The 20,178-nt window shown below is 65.3% G+C and carries 19 protein-coding genes, 1 tRNA gene and 1 other RNA gene; 13 read left to right on the top strand and 8 right to left on the bottom strand.

Annotated elements, in window-relative coordinates:
* Window positions 1–3: 3 nt before the first annotated feature.
* The 6 genes from EV662_RS03220 to EV662_RS03200 form a co-directional block, all read right to left on the bottom strand.
* A complete protein-coding gene (locus EV662_RS03220) occupies window positions 4–429 on the bottom strand; it encodes a nuclear transport factor 2 family protein (RefSeq protein ID WP_132460709.1) in 426 nt (141 codons plus the stop codon).
* Window positions 430–587: 158 nt separating this feature from the next.
* Window positions 588–939, bottom strand: a transfer-messenger RNA (tmRNA) gene (gene ssrA / locus EV662_RS03215).
* Window positions 940–948: 9 nt separating this feature from the next.
* Window positions 949–1,119, bottom strand: a complete 171-nt coding sequence (locus EV662_RS19415; RefSeq protein WP_165915501.1) for a hypothetical protein — start codon at window positions 1,117–1,119, stop codon at window positions 949–951.
* On the bottom strand, window positions 1,116–2,240 hold the full coding sequence (locus EV662_RS03210; RefSeq protein ID WP_132460708.1) for a YeeE/YedE family protein: 1,125 nt from the start codon (window positions 2,238–2,240) through the stop codon (window positions 1,116–1,118). The genes EV662_RS19415 and EV662_RS03210 overlap by 4 nt, the downstream gene beginning before the upstream one ends.
* 7 nt (window positions 2,241–2,247) lie before the next feature.
* Window positions 2,248–3,210, bottom strand: a complete 963-nt coding sequence (locus tag EV662_RS03205; protein ID WP_132460707.1) for a sulfurtransferase — start codon at window positions 3,208–3,210, stop codon at window positions 2,248–2,250.
* Window positions 3,211–3,484: 274 nt separating this feature from the next.
* The gene (locus EV662_RS03200; protein ID WP_132460706.1) at window positions 3,485–4,528 is read right to left on the bottom strand and encodes an extracellular solute-binding protein; all 1,044 of its coding nucleotides are present in this window, start codon (window positions 4,526–4,528) and stop codon (window positions 3,485–3,487) included.
* A gap of 121 nt (window positions 4,529–4,649) precedes the next feature.
* Here EV662_RS03200 and EV662_RS03195 point away from each other — a divergent pair, with 121 nt between their 5' ends.
* The 13 genes from EV662_RS03195 (at window position 4,650) to EV662_RS03135 (ending at window position 18,688) form a co-directional block, all read left to right on the top strand.
* Window positions 4,650–5,189: a DinB family protein gene (locus EV662_RS03195; protein ID WP_243695754.1), complete on the top strand. Its 540-nt coding sequence runs from the start codon at window positions 4,650–4,652 to the stop codon at window positions 5,187–5,189.
* 22 nt (window positions 5,190–5,211) lie between these two features.
* Window positions 5,212–6,204, top strand: coding sequence for an MDR family oxidoreductase (locus tag EV662_RS03190; RefSeq protein WP_132460705.1), 993 nt, complete (start codon window positions 5,212–5,214; stop codon window positions 6,202–6,204).
* Window positions 6,205–6,508: 304 nt separating this feature from the next.
* Window positions 6,509–6,934: a universal stress protein gene (locus tag EV662_RS03185; protein WP_132460704.1), complete on the top strand. Its 426-nt coding sequence runs from the start codon at window positions 6,509–6,511 to the stop codon at window positions 6,932–6,934.
* A 43-nt stretch (window positions 6,935–6,977) separates the two neighbouring features.
* The gene (locus tag EV662_RS03180) at window positions 6,978–8,618 is read left to right on the top strand and encodes a BCCT family transporter (RefSeq protein WP_132460703.1); all 1,641 of its coding nucleotides are present in this window, start codon (window positions 6,978–6,980) and stop codon (window positions 8,616–8,618) included.
* A 116-nt stretch (window positions 8,619–8,734) separates the two neighbouring features.
* On the top strand, window positions 8,735–9,964 hold the full coding sequence (locus EV662_RS03175; RefSeq protein ID WP_132460702.1) for an aminotransferase class V-fold PLP-dependent enzyme: 1,230 nt from the start codon (window positions 8,735–8,737) through the stop codon (window positions 9,962–9,964).
* Window positions 9,965–9,977: 13 nt separating this feature from the next.
* Window positions 9,978–11,399, top strand: a complete 1,422-nt coding sequence (locus tag EV662_RS03170; RefSeq protein ID WP_132460701.1) for a cryptochrome/photolyase family protein — start codon at window positions 9,978–9,980, stop codon at window positions 11,397–11,399.
* 64 nt (window positions 11,400–11,463) lie between these two features.
* Window positions 11,464–12,675, top strand: a complete 1,212-nt coding sequence (locus EV662_RS03165; RefSeq protein ID WP_132460700.1) for an SAM-dependent methyltransferase — start codon at window positions 11,464–11,466, stop codon at window positions 12,673–12,675.
* Between the two features lie 3 nt (window positions 12,676–12,678).
* Window positions 12,679–13,122: a TrgA family protein gene (locus tag EV662_RS03160; protein WP_132460699.1), complete on the top strand. Its 444-nt coding sequence runs from the start codon at window positions 12,679–12,681 to the stop codon at window positions 13,120–13,122.
* An 18-nt stretch (window positions 13,123–13,140) separates the two neighbouring features.
* Window positions 13,141–14,259 carry an NUDIX domain-containing protein gene (locus EV662_RS03155; RefSeq protein ID WP_132461220.1) on the top strand — a complete coding sequence of 373 codons (1,119 nt, stop codon included), beginning with the start codon at window positions 13,141–13,143 and terminating at the stop codon, window positions 14,257–14,259.
* Window positions 14,260–14,311: 52 nt separating this feature from the next.
* On the top strand, window positions 14,312–15,343 hold the full coding sequence (locus EV662_RS03150; protein WP_132460698.1) for a cysteine synthase A: 1,032 nt from the start codon (window positions 14,312–14,314) through the stop codon (window positions 15,341–15,343).
* Window positions 15,340–17,808 (top strand): DUF3772 domain-containing protein, encoded by a 2,469-nt coding sequence (locus EV662_RS03145; RefSeq protein ID WP_132460697.1) that lies wholly within the window; start codon window positions 15,340–15,342, stop codon window positions 17,806–17,808. Before EV662_RS03150 ends, EV662_RS03145 begins: the two co-directional genes overlap by 4 nt.
* Window positions 17,805–18,524 (top strand): alanyl-tRNA editing protein, encoded by a 720-nt coding sequence (locus EV662_RS03140; protein ID WP_132460696.1) that lies wholly within the window; start codon window positions 17,805–17,807, stop codon window positions 18,522–18,524. Before EV662_RS03145 ends, EV662_RS03140 begins: the two co-directional genes overlap by 4 nt.
* A 74-nt stretch (window positions 18,525–18,598) precedes the next feature.
* Window positions 18,599–18,688: transfer RNA gene (locus tag EV662_RS03135), tRNA-Ser, on the top strand.
* Between the two features lie 303 nt (window positions 18,689–18,991).
* Here the strand turns inward: EV662_RS03135 and EV662_RS03130 are convergent.
* Window positions 18,992–19,870, bottom strand: a complete 879-nt coding sequence (locus EV662_RS03130) for an AAA family ATPase (protein ID WP_132460695.1) — start codon at window positions 19,868–19,870, stop codon at window positions 18,992–18,994.
* 3 nt (window positions 19,871–19,873) lie between these two features.
* The gene (locus EV662_RS03125; protein ID WP_132460694.1) at window positions 19,874–20,077 is read right to left on the bottom strand and encodes a hypothetical protein; all 204 of its coding nucleotides are present in this window, start codon (window positions 20,075–20,077) and stop codon (window positions 19,874–19,876) included.
* Between the last annotated feature and the right edge of the window lie 101 nt (window positions 20,078–20,178).

Raw genomic sequence — 20,178 nt, 5'->3', positions numbered from 1 at the left:
GTGTCAGCAGATTTGCTGCCCGCTCATCCCGATGGCGACGGTATGGGCCGGCAAAAGGCCCAACTGCTCGAAGAAGGAAACGAAATCGAAGCAGTTATAGGCCTCGGCGATACTTTCGCCATCGAAGCGGGCCATCAACTGGCCCATCACGCGCAGCGGCGTGCCATCTTCGGGGCGCTCGGCCTCGCATTCGATCAGGGCGGACAGCCAGTCCCCCGACTCGATCGCCTTCACGATCCGAAAGCGCGGCTTTTCGACCAGGTGCACCAAGGCCATCGCGAAAACCGCGATATCCTCGGGGCCGACCTGCATCCCGTCCATCAGTCCTTCGGCGCGGGTGCTGTCGGTGAACAGGGTGCCCACCGCATCGAAATCGCCGTCGATATAGACGCGGCGGTACCAGTCCTCCAGCCGTGCGACCCTGTCCATTGGCGCGATCCTCCGGTTTCCTCTGCCCTTGTCGCGCAAAAGCGTTAGCGAAGTGTTTCGATCGCTGTTGGCGTGATCAGTTCCGCGACGGAAGCAGGCCCAGGGTTGCGGGTGACGGCCACCGGCGAAAGCGTGGTTTCAGAACGAAAATCGGGGAAAGTGCAGGCTTCTGTTGCCAGGTGCCTGCGAACCCCGCCTTACGTTGCTAGACGCAAGGGCTTAAATTTGGTTTTGCGGACCGCTTACGCGGCCAGCGCCACCGGAGCACGGTTGTCATTGGCAACTATCATGCTTGCACCGATAACGGTGGTAGCTCACCGGGCGAAAGCAAAACCCCTTTAGACGTCCGTCGATCCTGTTTCGGCCCCATGATCCCGCCAATGTGGGATTTTTGGTGGAGCCGCCGGGTACCGCCCCCGGGTCCGATCCGCTTATTACGGGCGCGTTTATCGCCATAGTCCCTTGCGAGACGAAGCGAATGTAGGCGCCTTCTGCGGGTCGATCAAGGGGTGTGGTTGCTCATTGGCCCGGCAGCGAGGCGCAATGCGCCCCACCCGATGCCTGCCCCGAACCCAGCGCCATCAGGGGCGGCGCGGCGAAGGGGTCGAGCGGGTGCGAGGTCGCAAGGTCAAGCGCCAGAAGCGCGGCGACCGCGGCCAGAAGGGCGATCACGACGGGCAAGCGGGTCATCGGCGCGGCTCCAGCCCGAGATAGGGGCGCAGCTTGATGCCGTACCATGACCCGGTAAACGCGGCGGCGAACCACGCCCAGCCATGCAGGCTTCCAGTCGACACACCGCTGAACAGAGCGCCGATATTGCAGCCGAAGGCCAACCGCGAGGAATAGCCCAGCAGGAACCCCGCGACGATCACCGCGACCCATGCGTGCACCGGGTGGCCCTTGACCCGCGCGGTCAGCCCGTCACGCCACCACGCGGCCAGCGCGGCCCCGGCGATCAGGCCGATATCGGTCAACGAGGTGATGTCGGTCAGCATGCTTTGTTCGAGGCGTTCGACATTGCCGGGCGCGGCCCAGAACGGCGAGCCCGACAGGTCGGCGCCCAGCGCCACCGCGCCCTTGGCCACCCACAGCCCCAGCCCGTAGACCACGCCCCAGGGCTGTCCCGCCACCACCAGGTGCAGGATCGCAAGCCCCGCCACGATCAGTGCCGCGGCCCACAGTCGACCGGGCAGCTTCCGCTTGCCCGGTTCGGCAACGGCCAGCGCGATGCCCGCGACAGAGGCCAGCGCCAGAAGCGTCAGCGCGAGGCCGAAGGGACCGGACAGCGCCGCCACCGGCAGGCTGCCCAACCCGGTCCACCAGGTCAGGTGATAGGCCCCCGCGAAACTGCCCAAGGCAAAGAAGGGCAGCGCCACGGCGCTGACGATGTTGCCGGAGCCGGCATTGACCAATGTGCCCGATCCGCAGCCCAGCACGATCTGCATGCACATCCCGAACACGAAGGCGCCGCCGATCATCGCATAGCCCACCGGCGCATGCGCCCCGGACAGTTCGGTCGGGTTGGACGCGAGAAGGGGGAAGGCCGCGACCGCGACGAGGCCGATACAGATCATCTGTGCCACCATGCCCGTGGCATCGCGAAACAGGATCAACCGCCGCCACGGCCCGGTGAAACCGAAGCGCAGCCCCTCCATCGCGATGCCGAAGCCCAGCCCGATCAGCAGAAGCGCGCCGTAGCGCGGTCCGGCCAGCGCCGCTACCGCAAGTGCGGCCACAAGCGCCATCAGAACCGCCAGGGCGCGGCCCTTCAGCCGCGGCGCGATGCGCGCCTCGAGGGGGGTGTCTGTCATGGATGCCTCAATACTTGCCGGTCACGCGGTTCCACAGGTTGCGGATCGGCCCCGGGACATTGGCCATCTCGTTCCCCGCACTGGACCAGCCGACCATGGACTCGGGGTAAAGGCGCACGCCCTCGATCCCGGCCAGTTCGCTGAGGGCGAACCAGTTGGTGGCCGCCCAGTGGCCGGTATTGCAGAACGACACCAGCTGGTCGCCCTGTCCGAATCCGTTTTCGGCGGCGAGGCGTTCGACGACTCCCGGTTCGATCAGGGCCGGACGGTCCGACCCGAACCAGTTCGAATGGGTGAAATAGCGCGACTGGGGCAAGGTGCCGGGGCGGGCGGCGGCGTCATGCTTGGCGTTGCCTTCCCAGAAGGCCTGGGTGCGCGCGTCGATCAACTCGCCCGGCTGCGTGCCTGCCACGATCTGTTCGACATCCCCGGTGGTGGCAAGCCATTCGTGCGAGAAGCTTATCGTCACGTCGCTGGGTGTTGGTGTGACGGGGCCGGTTTCCACCGGCAGCTTCGCCTCTTGCCACGCGTTCATGCCGCCATTCAGGATGGCCAGCGGGCTGACCCCGCTGGATTTCAGCGTCCAGTAGACCCGCGCGGCAGAGCCGAAATCGGTCTGGTCGGTGCCTTGGTGAACAATAACCGTTGGCCGGTCGAGGGTGACGCCCAGACTGCGCAGCACCTCTGTCAGCTTGTCCTCGGGGATCAGGGCGCCGGGGTTTTCCTTGGGGCCGCGGAACAGGTTATAGGGCGCATGCACCGCGCCGGGGATATGGCCGACCTCGAAATGGGTCTTTTCGCTGTCCTCGACCTTGCCGGGGCGGATGTCGAGGATCAGCGGGTCGACGGTTTCGCGCGCCCCGGCAAGGGACTGGGCGTCGATCAGCGGACCGAACCCGGCGTCCTGGGCCAAGACCGGCTGGGCCAGCAGGGCAAGGGCGAAGGCGAGGGGGGAAAGATGTTTCGTCATGTCGGTCACCTCTGGTTGATGGGCCGAACCTGTGGCGTGTTACCGCGCGGCGCAATACCGCATACCGCGACTCAGCCTAACGCGAAACCGCGAAAAAATCGTCCGTTCTTTCTTGCTGCGTCCGGCCGGTCGGTTTTCCGCCGCTGCGGCGGGTGAGCGGGTCGTGGTGGGCGCCGGTGCCAGAAAAAAGGGACGCGCCGGCATGCAGGGGGGAAGCACAGCCCGCGGGGGCGGGATTGCGCCGCCCCGGGGACGGGGCGGCGCGCGGCAGGTGTCAGAAACCGGCCTTGATCTTCTCGAGCTCGGCCGATTGCTTTTCGCGCAACTCGCCCGGCATCGGCAGCTGGGCCAGGACGGGCGCGTCGATCGGGCCAAGCCCGACCGCGGTCAGCGCCTCGTCGCCGATCCCCGCCATCGCCGTGGCGTTGGAGTGGCCATAGCCCGCATCCAGCAGCGCCTGGGTCGAGGACGGATCGAGCAGCGCGTTCATGAAGTCATACGCCTTGTCCTCGGAGCCCTCGCCATCCTTGAGGTTCACGTAGCCGCACAACCAAAGCGACGAACCCTCGGCCGGTTCACGCTGAAAGCCGATGGGGAATCCCTCGTCGGCCATGGTCGGGACGGTTTCGTTCCAGGCCCAGGCGATCAGCACCTCGCCGGTGGCCAGAAGCTGCGCAAGTTCCGCCGGGTCCACCCAGTAGGTGCGCAAATTGGGATGCACCTCGCGCAGCCAGGCGGAGGCGGCCTGGAACTGTTCGTCCGTGGCATTGGTCCAGTTCGTGGTGCCGGTCGCCAGGTAGGCAAGTGCATAGGCGTCGTCCACGTTGTCGGGCAGGGTGACGCGGCCTTCGTATTTCGGGTCCTTGAACACGTTCAGGCTGGCCACGTCTTCGGTCGGAACCTCGTCGGTGTTGTAGGCGATGGCGGTCGAGCCGAAATCGGAGGGAATGAAATAGACCGCGGCGCCGGTATCGCCGACATCGGTGCCGGTCAGGTCGGCGTTCAGGTCGCCCCAGGCGGTGATCCGGTTGACATCCCAGGGTTCCAGGATGCCCGACTCGACCCATTTCGTGACCGAACCCGCGCAAACATGGCTGACATCGGCCTTGAAGCCCGAGCGCAGCTTCTGGAACGCCTCTTCCTCGTCGCCGAAGAAGGTGAAACTCGGCGGCTCTCCGTGCTGTTCGGCGTACTTGGTATGGAAGGCCGGGTCCTCGAATCCCGAGTAGTCGAATACCAGGAGATCGGGGTCGGCTGCCCAGGCGGCGGTGCCGATCAGCATGGCGGCGGAACCGGCGAGGAAGGTGCGCATCGTCATTCGTCGTCCCTGTGTTGGGGTAAGTGGTGCAAGGTCACGCTAGCGATGCGGTGTCGCCTGCTCAAGGGATTTAGGGGGGGACTCGCAACCGGCCCACGGCTCTGTCAAAAGGGGGCGGCGCATGAAGGGTGAGGGTCTGATGGCGACGACGCTGGTGACGGCCGACTGGTGCCGGGTAATGGCACGCTATAACCGCTGGCAGAACCGCGCGGCGGTCGAGGCGGCGGGCACCCTGGCGCCCGAGCTGCGCGAAGCCGATCGGGGGGCGTTCTGGGGCTCGATCCGGGGAACGCTGGCGCATCTGCTGTGGGCCGATCATGTCTGGATGGCGCGGCTGGACGGCTGGGAGGCGCCGGGCGCCGCACTGGCCGAGAGTGGCGGGTTCGTGACCGACTGGGCCGAACTGCGGTCCAAGCGGCAGATCACCGACGCGCGCATAAGCCGCTGGGCGCAAGCGCTGGACGACGAGGCGCTGGCCGGCGACCTAGCCTGGCACTCGGCGGCGGCGGGGCGCGCGGTGACCATGCCGCGTGCGATCTGCGTGATGCACATGTTCAACCACCAAGCCCACCACCGCGGCCAGGTTCACGCGATGCTGACGTCGGCGGGGGTGGACCCGGGGCCGACCGACCTGTTTCTGATGCCCGACCTTGTCGGGTAGGATCCAAAAAGGGAGTAAGACGATGTTCAAGGCGCTGGTCGTCGAGAAAGACGAGGACGGCAAGACCCATGCGGATGTGCAGGACCTGGACGAGGCCCGCCTGCCCGAGGCCGAGGTCACGGTAGCGGTCGAATATTCCACGCTGAACTACAAGGACGGGCTGTGCATCGGGCCGGGCGGCGGACTGGTTCGGCACTATCCCCACGTGCCGGGGATCGATTTCGCGGGTACCGTCGAGGCCAGTTCGGACGACCGCTACAAGCCGGGCGACAAGGTGGTGCTGACGGGCTGGCGGGTGGGCGAGGCCCATTGGGGCGGCTATGCGCAAAAGGCGCGGGTCAAGGCCGACTGGCTGGTGCCGCTGCCCGACGGGCTGACCACGCGCCAGGCGATGGCGGTGGGCACCGCCGGGTTCACCGCGATGCTGGCGGTGATGGCGCTGGAGGATCACGGGCTTAAGCTGGGCGACGGACCGGTGCTGGTGACCGGGGCGGCCGGCGGTGTGGGCTCGGTCGCGACCGCGATCCTGGCGAAGCTGGGCCATGAGGTGGCCGCCGTGACCGGGCGGCCCGAAACAGCGGATTACCTGCGCGATCTGGGGGCCGCACAGATCGTGCCGCGCGAAGACCTGACCGAGGTCACGCGGAAACCCCTGGAAAGCGAGACCTGGGCGGGCTGCGTCGATTCCGTTGCGGGCGCAATGCTGGGGCGCGTGCTGAAACAGATGAAATACCGCAGTTCGGTCGCGGCGGTGGGCCTGGCGGGCGGTGCGGCGATCGAGGGCGCGTTGATCACGCCCTTTATCCTGCGCGGCGTGAACCTGTTGGGCATCGACAGCGTGCTGCGTCCGTATGGGGACCGCGTGCGCGCCTGGAACCGCCTCGCCGCCGACCTGCCGATGGACAAGCTCGAGGCGATGGTCCAGCCCGCGACGCTGGCCGATCTGCCGTCGCTGGGGGCGGATATCCTGAAAGGCAGGGTCAAGGGTCGCGTCGTGGTCGACGTGAACGGCTGAACCGGCCCAGATCGCGCGCCACCCCGGTGGAACAGGGCCGGGGTGGCAATCATTTGGCCTACCAAGTCTTTTTAAAACAAAGGCATACGAATCGATTTTAATGTGCCTTTCGAAGATAGAGCCGGTATCCGCCGCTTTTTTCGGTACGCGGGTTGGCGGCTCTGTCTTTCCGCGTTAGGCTTTGGACGCGGGGAAGCAGGCGAGAACACGAAGGGTTCCCCGAAAAAATCCGACACGCGCGTCCGCTGCGGACGGCAACGCCCTGGACCACAGGCGGGCGCCCCAACAATAAGGGGAGAGCGACGTGTTCTGTCACATCCTTGCCCCGGTCGACCTGGCCCATGTCGACCGGCTGACGCGGGCGCTGGAGGTCGCTGCCGACCTTGCGCGCCATTACGATATCGGGGTCACCTATGTCGCGGTGACCACGCCGCAGCCCGGCCCTTTGGCGCATAGCCCCGAGGAATTCGCGGGCAAACTGAGGGCCTTTGCCGAAGAGCAGGCGGCAAAACACGGGCACAGGGCCGACGCCAAGACAGTTGTCAGCCACGATCCGGCCGTCGATCTGGACCACGCGATCCGCGAGGCCCGCAAGGATTTGAATGCCGATCTCGTGGTGATGGGATCGCACATGCCCAATCTCGGCGATTACGTCTGGCCATCGCACGGTGGCAAGCTGGCGCTTCATGCGCATGCCTCGATCATGCTCGTCCGCGAGCACGAGGACTGATCCCGGCCCAGGCGCCTTGGCGCGCAAGCAGAGGACATTTCCAATGAGCGATGAAACGACACAGCCGGGGATTCCCGAACCCGAGGGGCCGACCGAGCTGATCGACACGGATTACACGATCGGGCAGGACAATATCGAAGGCAACGTCGGGCCCTTCGGCTTCGACATCCATAACCCGGTTTTCATGATATCGGGCCTGTCGATCGTGGCCTTCGTGTTCTATGCGCTTGCGCTGCCCGAACAGGCCGGCGCGATCTTCGGTTGGCTCAGGCCCTTCCTGACCTCGACCTTCGACTGGTTCTTCCTGAGCGCGGCGAACGTCTTCGTGGTGTTCTGCCTGGCCCTCATCGTGTTGCCGGTGGGCAGCGTGCGGCTGGGCGGGCGCGAGGCGGTGCCCGATTATACCTATGTCGGCTGGTTCGCGATGCTGTTCGCGGCGGGCATGGGTATCGGGCTGATGTTCTTCGGGGTGCTGGAGCCGGTCTATCACATGGCGATCTCGTCGCCCCTGGGGGTGCCGTCGCCCTTTACCGAGGACGGCCAACTGATCCCCGAAAACGTCGATGCGGCGCGCACCATGGGGTTGGCGGCGACAATCTATCACTGGGGACTGCATCCTTGGGCGATCTATGCGGTCGTGGCGCTGGCATTGGCGCTTTTCACCTACAACAAGGGGCTGCCGCTGACGATCCGTTCGGCCTTCTATCCGGTCTTCGGTGAAAGGATCTGGGGCTGGTGGGGCCATGTGATCGACACGCTGGCCGTCTTTGCCACGCTGTTCGGTCTCGCCACGTCGCTGGGTTTCGGGGCGCAGCAGGCCAACGCCGGACTGAACCACGTCTTCGGTGTGCCCGAGAATGTCACGGTGCAGGTGATCCTGATCACGGCGATCACGGCGGTTGCGCTGATCTCGGTGCTGCGCGGTCTGGATGGCGGCGTAAAGGTGTTGTCCGAGATCAACATGGGGGTTGCCGCGCTGTTGCTGGTCTTCGTGCTGCTGGCCGGGCCGACGTTGACGATCCTGTCGGATTTCGCCTCGGGTCTTGTCGCCTATGGCAAGGACCTGCCGGCGCTGTCGAACCCGGTCGGGCGCGAGGATACCGGCTATATGCAGGGCTGGACGGCGTTCTACTGGGCCTGGTGGATTTCCTGGTCGCCCTTCGTGGGCATGTTCATCGCGCGCGTCAGCCGCGGCCGCACGGTGCGCGAATTCGTCATCTGCGTGCTCTTGATCCCCAGCCTGGTCTGCGTGTTGTGGATGGCCGTCTTCGGCGGCACGGCGATCGACCAGGTCTTGTCAGACCCCGCGACCAGCGCGGTCAAGGCGCAGGTGATCGACAGCTATAACCCGCCGATGTCGCTCTTTGCGATGCTCGAGGGGCTGCCGTTGGCGGCGATCACCTCGGTGATCGGGATCATCCTGGTGATCGTGTTCTTCGTGACCTCGTCGGACTCCGGGTCGCTGGTGATCGACACGATCACCGCTGGTGGCAAGATCGACGCGCCGGTGCCGCAGCGGGTGTTCTGGTGCACCTTCGAGGGGGCGGTCGCGATCGTGCTTCTGATCGGTGGCGGCCTGGGCGCGCTGCAGGCGATGGTGATTTCCACGGGCCTGCCGTTCACGGTGGTCCTGCTGCTGATGTGTTGGGCGATCTTCAAGGGACTGCTCAGCGAGAAGCGCTGAGTTCGTCGGCCGGGCGGGGCGCACTAGCGCGATTGCAAGGTTTTTCAAGGCTTTGCAATTCCGCAGCGCCCCGTCTAGACAGACGGGATCAACCACCCGTCGCCGCCGGAGCCCCGATGGTTGCGCTCGATACCGACTTTGTCCGCAATCAGTTTCCGGCTTTCCGGCAAAAAGACCTGCGCGACAAGGTGTTCTGCGAGAATGCGGGCGGCTCCTATGTCTGCCGCTATGTGATCTGGCGCATTCACCGGTATTTCAACGAACGCCGGGTCCAACCCTACGGCGCCTTCGCGACCTCGCAGATGGCTGGCGAGGAGATGGACGAGGCGCGCATGCGTCTTGCGGCGCATCTTGGGGTGGGCCGCGACGAGATGCATTTCGGCCCCTCGACCACGGCGAACGCCTATGTCCTGTCGCATGCCTTTCGGCAATGGCTGCCCAAAAGGTCGGCAATCGTCGTGACGAACCAGGACCACGAGGCGAATTCCGGTCCATGGCGGCGGCTGGCCGAGGATGGCGGCGTGGAAATTCGCGAATGGCAGGTCGATCCCGAAACCGGGCGTCTCGACCCAGATGCGCTGGCTGGGTTGCTGGACGATCGCGTGCGCTTGGTCTGTTTTCCCCATGCGTCGAATATCCTGGGCGAGGTGAACGACGTCGCCGCGATCTGCCGAATGGTGCGCGACGCTGGCGCGCTCAGCTGTGTCGACGGGGTCAGTTATGCGCCGCATGGTCTGCCCGATGTCACGCGGCTGGGGGCCGACATCTACCTGTTCTCGACCTACAAGACCTATGGGCCGCACCAGGGCATTATCGTGATGCGGCGCGAACTGGCCCACCGGTTGCCAAACCAGGGGCACTGGTTCAACGCGGACGACACGGTCAAGCGGTTCAATCCCTCCGGTCCCGATCATGCGCAGGTCGCGGCCTGTGCGGGCATCTCGGATTACATGGATGCGCTTTACGATCACCATTTCCTGGGTGGGCGCGATGCGCGTGGCCGTGCCGAGAAGGCCGGCGAACTGATCCGGTCGCACGAGGCGTTGTTGCTGGAACCGCTGATGGCCTATCTTGCCGGTCGTCCGGGCTTGAGGGTGCTGGGGCCGAAGGATGCGCGCGGCAGGCTGCCCACCGTGTCGATCGCGCTGAACGAGCCGGGCGCGCAGGCCGCGGCGCGGCTTGCGCGCCATGGTATCCTTGCGGGGGGCGGGGATTTCTACGCGGGTCGGGTGCTTCAGGCGATGGGGGTCGACCCGGCGCGCGGTGTTCTGCGCCTGTCGTTGTTGCACTACACCTTGCGCGAAGATGTTGACCGGTTGATTACCGCGCTAGATAGCGAACTCTGAACCCGGAATTCCAATGCCCGATGCCTCTCCGATCCTCTGGTGGGTCCGCCGCGACCTGCGCTTGACCGACAACCCCGCCCTTGCGGCCGCCTGCGAAATGGGGCGGCCGGTGATCCCGGTGTTCATCCATGACGAGCAGGTCGAGGCCCTGGGCGCGGCGCCGAAATGGCGCCTCGGCCTGGGACTGGAAGCGTTCGCCGACAGCCTTGGTGCGCACAAGTCCCGCCTGATCCTGCGCCGGGGACGGGCGCTGGACGTCTTGCGCGCGCTGATCGCCGAAACCGGGGCGGGGGCGGTGATCTGGACGCGCGCCTACGACCCCGACGGCGTCGCGCGCGACAAGGCGGTCAAGGCCGCGTTAAAGGACGACGGCATCGACGCGCGATCCGTCGCGGGTCACCTGCTGTTCGAGCCATGGACTGTCGAAACCGGTCAGGGCGCGTTCTACAGGGTCTATACGCCGTTCTGGAAAGCGGTGCGCGTCCGCGAGGTGCCCGAGCCCATGACGGCGCCGGGCACGATCCCGGGGCCCGATCACTGGCCGGGGTCCGACGATCTGGGCAACTGGGACATGGGCGCTGCGATGCGCCGGGGGGCGGCGGTCGTGGCGCCCCATGCCTGCGTGGGCGAAGCGGCAGCGCAGGGCCGGCTGGGGGCCTTTGTCGCGAACAGGATCGCTGCCTACAAGGCCGAGCGGGACTTTCCGGCGGCCGAGGCCACCTCGCGGCTGTCCGAGAACCTGACCTATGGAGAGATTTCGCCGCGCGCCTGCTGGCACGCGGGGATGCGTGCGATGGGCGAGGGAAAGGCAGGGGCCGAGCACTTTCTCAAGGAACTGGTCTGGCGTGAATTCGCCTGGCATCTGATGTGGCACAGCCCGCACATCGCGACCGGCAACTGGCGCGAGGGCTGGGACGCGTTCCCGTGGTCGACCGACGACACCGCCCCCGAGGTGACGGCATGGAAGCGCGGCCGCACGGGCATTCCTTTCGTCGATGCCGCGATGCGCGAGATGTACGTGACCGGCACGATGCACAATCGCAGCCGGATGATCGTCGCGTCCTATCTGACCAAGCACCTGATGACCCATTGGAAGGTCGGGCTGAAATGGTTCGAGGATCATCTGATCGACTGGGACCCGGCCTCGAATGCGATGGGTTGGCAGTGGGTGGCGGGTTCGGGCCCCGATGCCGCCCCTTATTTCCGCGTCTTCAACCCGGTCACGCAGGCCGAGAAATTCGACCCAAAGGGCCGTTACCTCGATGCCTGGATCGCAGAGGGACGCCAGCGGCCAAGCGACACCGCGCTGTCGTATTTCGAGGCGGTGCCGAAATCGTGGGGGCTGTCAGCCGGCGACCGCTATCCCGCCCCGGTGGTGTCCCCCCAGGCCGGCCGCGAAAGGGCTCTGGCCGCCTATGAGGCACGCAGCGGCTAGGGGCGTTGCGCCCTTGGGGGCGCATCTGCAAGAAATAACGACAAAAGGGAACGAGGGAGCCGGGATGACGGTCCTGACAACAACGAAAGGGCAGGCTAACCTGCCGCGATATTTCACCCAGGTCTTCGACGTGGCCTGCAACATGGCCCATGGGCGGCTGGATTTCGTGCTGCCCGACGGGCGACGGTTCCGTGCCGAGGGCAAGGGGCCGGGGCCGGTGGCCCAGCTGGACATCCACGACCCGGACGTCTTCGCGCGCCTGATCCGCGAGGGTGACCTTGGCTTTTGCGAGGCCTATCTGGACGAGGCGTGGACAACGCCGGACCTGATGGCGTTCATGGATCTCGTCCATGCCGATAACGACGAACTTTTCGACGGTTTTCCGGGCATGGCGCTGGTGCGGGCCTATGAACGGTTTCGGTTCTGGTTGCAGCGCAACACCAAGCGGCAGGCCAGAAAGAACATCGCCGCGCATTACGACCTGGGCAACGATTTCTACGCGCTCTGGCTGGATGAAAGCATGACCTATTCCTCGGCGCTGTTTCGCACGGGCCAGGAAAGCCTGGAACAGGCGCAGGAACTGAAATACGCGTCGATGGTCGACGAGATGGGCGTGAAGCCGGGCGATCACGTGCTGGAAATCGGCTGCGGCTGGGGCGGTTTCGCGGAATACGCCGCCGGCAAGCGCGGGCTGAAGGTTACGGGACTGACGATCAGCCGCGAACAGCACGATTACGCGGTGGCGCGCATCGCGCGGGCCGGGCTTCAGGACCGGGTCGAGATCAAGCTTCAGGATTACCGCGACGAGACCGGGCGTTATGACGGTATCGCCTCGATCGAGATGTTCGAGGCGGTGGGCGAGAAATACTGGCCGACCTATTTCGGCAAGTTGCGCCAGTGCCTGAAACCCGGGGCGCATGCCACGTTGCAGGTCATCACGGTGCAGGAGCGCCGCTTCGAGATCTACCGCAAGGGCGTGGATTTCATCCAGAAATACATCTTCCCCGGCGGCATGCTGCCCAGCCACACGGTGCTGGGCGACCTGGCGCGGGCGGCCGATCTGGACGTCACCCGGTCCATCGAGTTCGGCGAAAGCTATTCCCAGACCCTTCGACGCTGGCACGAGACCTTCAATGACCGCTGGGACGAGATTTCCGCGTTGGGCTTCGATGCGCGGTTCCGGCGCATGTGGAACATGTATCTCACCTCTTGCGCGGCGACCTTCCACAGCGGAAACTGCGACGTGACCCAGTTCACCGTCACGAGACCCGCCTGACCCATGCCCACCGCCGCCAAGCTTGTTGCTGCCCTGCTGTATGCTGCGGTGGCGTCGTTCGCTTCGGATTCCATCGTGCCGTTGTTTCCCGAGGGCACGGACCTGGGGTCGTTCGCGATCGTCAACACCGTGATCGGCGGGCTGACAGGCTGGTTGGTGATGGGCCGACTGGCGGGAGAGGGCTATGGGGTGGCGGTCGCTTCTGGGCTGCGGACAAGCGCCGTCCTTGTGTTCTACGCGCTGCTGTTCCACTCGATCTACGAGATGCTGCGGCAGGCCACGCGGATGCGCTATGACGGCGTGATGGAGGCGCTGACCGGGACGGTGGAACTGATGGGCAAGTATGGCCTTATGGTGGTCACGTCGCCGGTGGTGATGGGCATCCTGATTGCCGGGGGTGTGCTGGCCGCCTTGGTCGTGGAATGGGCCGGGCGCCGCTGGAGATGAGAGGGCGCCGTGGACCGCATGTTTTTTTACGGCACGCTTTGTCACCGACCGCTTCTGTCGCGCGTGCTGGGTCGGTCAGAGGCCGCGCTTGACCTGACGCCGGCACGGCTTGGGGATTACGCCGTTCATTGGGCCGAGGGAGAGAGTTTTCCCTTGATCCGGGCCGTGCCGGGTGCGGTGGTCGAGGGCCTGTGCCTTGAAGGGGTGGACGCCCAGGCCCGCGCGCGGCTTGACTATTACGAAGGCGGGTATGGCTTCGGGGTGTCCGAGGTGACGGTCGAGACGCCCGGCGGCTTGCGGGCCGCGCGGGTCTATCGCCCCGAAGGTTCGGGCCTGCGTCCCGGGGTGGCCTGGAACCTGGCCGACTGGCAAGCGCGCTGGGGCGAGGTCACGACGCTGGCTGCCGAAGAGGTGATGCTGGGCTTTCCGGGGCGCGATCCGGCTGTGAATGCCAGGCGTTACCGGATGATCCTTGCACGTGCGGCGGCGCGGATCCGGGCCCGTGCGATGTCGCCCGCGACATTGCGCCGGCCGACCCGGCCCGGCGATATCGAGGAATTCGCGCGGTCCCAGCCCTATGCCAATTTCTTTGCCGTCGAGGAATACGACTTCCGGCATCGCCGCTTTGATGGGGAGTGGAGCCCGCCGGTGAACCGCGCGGCCTTTTTCACGTCGGACGCGGCGACGGTACTGCCCTATGACCCGGCGCGCGACGCAGTGCTTTTGATCGAACAGTTCCGTGTCGGTCCCTATGGACGGGGCGACAGCGAATGCTGGTCGCTCGAGGCGATCGCGGGGCTGGTCGATCCGGGTGAGACGCCCGAGGCGACGGTGCGCCGAGAGGCCGTCGAGGAGGCGGGCGTCACGGTCGGGCGGTTGCACCCGGTCTATGGGTATTATCCCTCGCCCGGTGCCAAGACCGAGTTCATCTATTCCTATGTGGGCGAGGCCGACCTGCATGACGGGGTGGGGGGGCTTGGCGGGCTGGCCGCCGAGGGCGAGGACATCCGCGCCCATGTGGTTGGCTTCGACCGCGCCATGGACCTTGTCGAAACCGGCGAGATCGGCAATGCGCCGTTGATCCTGTCGCTCTTGTGGCTTGCACGGAACCGTGAGCGGCTGCGGGCTTCGGGTTGAGTTCCGGTGCTTGCCCCCGTAGCACTGTGGGAAACGGGGGAGACGAGACGTCATGGATATCGGTAAGGATTTGGCGGCGCTGATCGGCAACACGCCGCTTGTCCGTCTGAGCGGCCCGTCCCGTGCGACGGGCTGCGAGATCCTGGGCAAGGCCGAGTTCATGAACCCCGGTCAGTCGGTCAAGGACCGCGCCGCGCTGTGGATCATCCGCGACGCGGTCGCCCGCGGCGCGCTGAAACCCGGCGGCACCATCGTCGAGGGCACCGCGGGCAATACCGGTATCGGGTTAGCGCTGGTGGGTGCGTCCATGGGGTTCCGCACGGTGATCGTGATCCCAGAGACACAGAGCCGCGAGAAGAAGGACATGCTTCGGCTGGCCGTGGCGGAACTGATCGAGGTGCCCGCCGCGCCCTATTCGAACCCGAACAACTTCGTGCGTTACTCCGCCCGGCTGGCCGAGCGGCTGGCACAGTCGGAACCGAACGGCGCCGTCTGGGCGAACCAGTTCGACAACACGGCGAACCGGCTGGCCCATGCCGAGACGACCGGTCCCGAGATTTGGGCGCAAACGGGGGGCAAGGTCGATGGCTTCATCTGCGCGGTGGGTTCGGGCGGTACGCTGGCGGGGGTCGCCATGGCGCTGCAGCCCAAGGGCGTCAGGATCGGGCTGGCCGATCCCGAGGGCGCGGCGCTGTACAGCTATTACACGACGGGCGTGTTGAAATCCGAGGGAACTTCGATCACCGAGGGGATCGGGCAGGGGCGCATCACGGCCAACCTGGAAGGGCTTGCCCCTGATTTCTGTTGCCGCGTCCCGGATTCCGAGGCGCTGCCTGTGGTGTTCGACCTGTTGGAAAACGAGGGGCTGTGCCTGGGCGGTTCATCGGGGATCAACGTTGCGGGTGCGATGCGGATGGCCCGCGAAATGGGGCCGGGGCATACCATCGTGACCGTGCTTTGCGATTATGGCACGCGGTACCAGTCGCGCCTGTTCAACCCGGCCTTCCTGCGGGAAAAGGGATTGCCGGTGCCCGGATGGCTGGGCGGGCCGGCGCGCGTTCTGCCGGAGGTGTTCGAGAGATGACCCCGTTGCTTCGTGTTCTCGTCCTTGTACTGGCTGCGGCACTGTCCGGTCCGTTGTCGGCGCCCATGGTTCAGGCCCAGCAAACCGCCGCAGCCGAAGAAAAGGCACCCGATTACAAGGCTTGGGAAGAGTTGGCCACACGCGCCGAAGAGGTGCTGGGCCAGGGCCGCGCGTCGGATAAGGCGCTGTCCGAGCTGCGCGGGCAACTGGTTGACTGGCGTACCCGGTTTCTGGATGCCCAGGGGATCAACGCCGCCCGTATCAAGACCCTGCGTGACCAGATATCGGCGCTTGGTCCGACGCCGGCCGAGGGAGAGACCGAACCCGGGGAGATCGCCAGCCGACGGGCGGAACTGAACCGGCAACTGGCCGAGTTGCAGGCGCCTGGCTTGCAGGCGGTCGAGGCGCATAGCCGCGCCGACGGCCTGATCCGCGAGATCGACAGCGTGATCCGCGAGCGCCAGACCAGCAAGCTTCTGGAACTGGGACCGACGCCGCTGAACCCGGCCAATTGGGCCGCCGGTGCCGAGGCGCTGCGAGACACGCTCGCCACGGCGTATCGCGAACTGGCAGAGGCGTGGGCGTTGCCGTCTCGCCGTGCCAGTTTCCGCGAGGACCTGCCCGCGACGATCCTGTTCCTGACGATGGCGGTCGTGCTGCTGGCACGCGGGCGCCGCTGGGTGGTGTTGCTGTCCGAGCGGTTGATCCAGGCCAGCGAACGCCGCGGCAAGGCGGTGTTCTCGTCGCTGGTCTCGCTGGGCCAGATCGTGGTGCCGACGCTGGGCATCCTGCTGTTGGTCTCGGCGCTGGCGACAACGGGCCTTGGCGGCCCGCGTCTGACCGAGATCCTGTTTGCCCTGCCGGTTCTGGGGCTGACCCTCTTTGCCGCGCGCTGGCTTGGGGCACGGGTTTTTGCCGAGCATTCGGTTTCGCGTCGGCTTTTCGACCTCAGCCCCGAGCGCATGGCCGAGGCGCGGTTCCATGCCACCTGGATGGGGGTCGTGATCGCGCTTGCCGGGTTGCTGGGCCTGGTGGGTGAGTTTGGCCAGTTCCCCGATGAGGCGCGCGTGGTCCTGGGGTTCCCGTTGGTTGTCGCGGGGGGGCTGTTGCTGCTGCGGATGGGTCAGATCCTGATCGCGCAAAGCCGGGTCGAACCGGCTGCCGACCAACTGCGCCCCTATCGCAGCCGGCTGGTCGGGCTGATCGGCCGCGCTTCGATGGTGCTTGGTGTCCTGGGGCCGGTGCTTGGCGCGATCGGTTACAAGGAGGCGGCGGACTATTTCACGTATCCGCCGATCCTGACACTGGCCTTGCTGGGCCTGCTGATGGTGCTGCAGCGGTTTGTCGGCGATGTCTACGACCTGCTGACCCGCCATGGCGAGGAGGAAAGCGCCTCGGACGCGCTGATCCCGGTGTTGATCGGCCTTGTGCTGGCCATACTGGCGCTGCCGCTTCTGGCGCTGATCTGGGGCGCCCGGGTTGCGGATCTGACCGAGATCTGGGCGAGTTTCACCGCCGGGTTCACGCTTGGCGGCACGCGCATCTCGCCCACCAATTTCCTGACCTTCGCCATCGTCTTTGCACTTGGCTATACGTTGACGCGCCTGGTGCAGGGCACGTTGCGGTCGACGGTTCTGCCCAAGACGCGGATCGACCCGGGCGGTCAGACGGCGATCATCTCGGGGCTGGGCTATCTCGGCGTCATTCTCGCGACCTTGATCGCGGTGACCACGGCGGGGATCGACCTTTCGTCGCTTGCGATCGTGGCCGGCGCGCTGTCGGTTGGCATCGGTTTCGGCTTGCAGACCATCGTGTCGAATTTCGTGTCGGGGATCATCCTGCTCATCGAACGACCGATCAGCCAGGGCGACTGGATCGAGGTTGGCGGTGTGATGGGCACGGTGCAGGATATTTCTGTGCGCTCGACCCGCATCCAGACCTTTGACCGGACCGACGTGATCGTGCCCAATGCCGATCTGGTCTCGGGGGTTGTGACCAACTGGACCCGGCAGAACCTGACCGGGCGGGTGATCCTGGCCGTCGGCGTCGCCTACGGCACCGACACGCGCAAGGTCGAGAAGATCCTGCGCGAGATTGGTGAGAACCACCCCCTGGTGATGATAAACCCGCCGCCCACGGTCGTGTTCCAGGGGTTCGGCGCGGATTCGCTGGATTTCGAATTGCGGGTGATCCTGCGCGATATCAATTACGGTCTGTCGGTGCGCACCGAGCTGAACCACGAGATTGCCCGCCGATTTGCCGAGGAGGGGATCGAGATTCCCTTCGCACAGCGTGATATCTGGCTGCGAAACCCCGAGACGCTGCATCGCGGCGCGGCCGTTTCTGCCGCAGCCTCTGGCCCTGCCGAGCCTGCGCCGCCCCGGCATGATGATGACCCGCAACCCGAACCGCACGATGATTTCGACGGCGACGCCGCCGCATCAGATGGAGGCGAATCCCGATGACCGCGACGCTTTTCAGATCCGACCCGTACCTGCGCGAGGCGCCGGGGCGCGTGACGGCGGTCCTGCCCGAGGGCGGTGTGGTTCTTTCGGCGTCGCTGTTCTATCCGCGTGGCGGCGGGCAGCCCGGCGATACCGGGCGGCTGGACTGGCCCGGCGGCGGTATGCGGGTGAGCGATACCGTCAAGGAAGGCGACGAGTCCATCGTTCTGCTGCCGGCCGAGGGCGACCCGCGTCCCGAGGTCGGCATGCCGGTGACGCAGGTGCTGGAGTGGGAGCGGCGCCATCTTCACATGCGGATCCACACCGCGTTGCACCTGTTGTCCGTTGTGATCCCGCTGCCGGTCACCGGTGGCGCGATCGGTGCCGGCAAGGGGAGGCTCGATTTCGACATGCCCGACGCCCCCGAGAACAAGACCGAGCTGGAGCGGGCGCTGAACGACCTGGTGATGCGCGACCTGCCCGTGACCGAGGACTGGATCACCGACGAGGAACTGCAGGCCAATCCGGGCCTCGTCAAGACGATGTCGGTGGCGCCTCCGATGGGGGCGGGGCGGGTACGTCTGATCCGGATCGGCGAGGGCGAGACACAGATCGATCTGCAGCCCTGCGGCGGCACCCATGTGCGGCGCACCGGCGAGATCGGGCAAATCCGCCTGGGCAAGATCGAGAAGAAGGGCCGCCAGAACCGTCGGGTGACCCTGGAACTTGCGGGATGAGTGGCTCGGACGCGCCTCGCGTGTCAAACTCCCTCTTGCATCGCGCCCCCGCCCGGGGGTAGGAAGCGCCGCACGGAGAGGTGGCCGAGTGGTCGAAGGCGCACGCCTGGAACGCGTGTAGGCGGGAAACCGTCTCCAGGGTTCGAATCCCTGTCTCTCCGCCACTTGCCCCCGCGAAAGCGTTCTCCCCATCCGGCTGCGGCCGGATTTTCTCGTTATATTCGAAGGTTATTCGGGAGGAGCTGAGCACGGGGCCAGCCGCCAGAATGCTCGGGAGGGGTCTCTCAGGGCCGATATTCTCCGGACCTGATGACTGCGCCGATTTGGTGAATTTCCGCTAAGCCATTGAAGTCATACGATTTAATATACCATCCGCTGAACACTTCGATTTCAGAGACAAGTACCGAGTTGGAACTGAAATCGAACGCGTTCCCATTTGCGACCAGTGCCACAGTTCAGCGGTTGCACTACCACGCCTTGATCTTCTTGGTGGTCTTGTCGAACCGCACGAAGCACTGGCCTGTCTGAAGGTTCGTAAGATTGGCGCCTTTGCCGAGGACGCGCGCTGCCGCCCCTGGCTTAGCGTTCGTCGCAAATGCTGCGACCAATCCCATGTTGTCGAGGAACTCGTCGTCTTCGCCGGAGAAATCGTCCGGCGATTGCGAAACAAGCATCACCGCGCCACCCTTCGAGCGGCTCATGCGGATCAGGCGGGACAAGGATGGAAGCCTAGTGCCAAGTATCTGGTGCGCCTCATCGATCATGCAGAGAATGCGTATCTCACGCTCGGCCAGCACGCTCACCTGTTCGCCGTCGAACATGAAGAAATGCGCGAGCGTGAAGGGAAGAAGGTTTTCGGCAATATACTCGCGGAACCAATCCGTGCGGTCATTGCCCTGCAAGGCTCCAGGACCCACCGCCTTGCGGGTCGAGCCTTCATAGATGTGAATCTCTTCATCCTGCGGGCGGTAGACGCCGGAATCGCTGAAATGCCAGATACGCTGGATTTCCAGCGGCTCATCATTTTCGTCAGTGAAGACCAGCTTCACCGAGCAAGACGTGCGGCCCGCTGTGGTCGCGCCCCTATGGAGCGCTTTTTCGAGGAAGTTCTTGTAGGAGGTGGCAAGCCGTTCCTTGTCCGCCCCTGAGAACGGCGAGCGTGCGATGAGCGGAAGGCCGTCCCGTCCGAACATGCCAAGAACAATGGCTTCGAAGAGGCTAGTCTTGCCGTAACCGTTCGGCGCACCGATCAGAATAATGTTCTTATCCGTTGCGGGCGCAGGAAAATCGAAATTGGCGGTCGTGTAGGCTTTCCAATCCCGGAGCGTAATCTGCGAAATATGCATGCTTTATTTATCGTCTACCTGAATACGGTCGAGGATATCGTCAAAGGAATCCCAAAGACCGGCGCGGCGCTGCTTTCCTGTTTGTTCGACTTCCGCCTGAACAAGCTCTTCGAATTCGGCGAAATGCATGCCGTTTTCCTTGCAGGCTTCCTTAATCATGGAGCGCCCGTCAGAATTATCGAGAAGCACAACTACATTGCGCGGCATCTACTTTGGCCTGCCCCCTGAAAAGTGGTCCTCCCTGAAGTAGGCTTTCGAGCCAGATGGAGGACGAAGGAATGCCCCAGAAGAAGCACAAGCCCGAAGAG

Source organism: Rhodovulum marinum (genome assembly GCF_004343075.1).
GTDB classification, from domain to species: Bacteria; Pseudomonadota; Alphaproteobacteria; order Rhodobacterales; family Rhodobacteraceae; genus Rhodovulum; species Rhodovulum marinum.
This window is presented reverse-complemented; position numbering and strand designations above follow the sequence as displayed.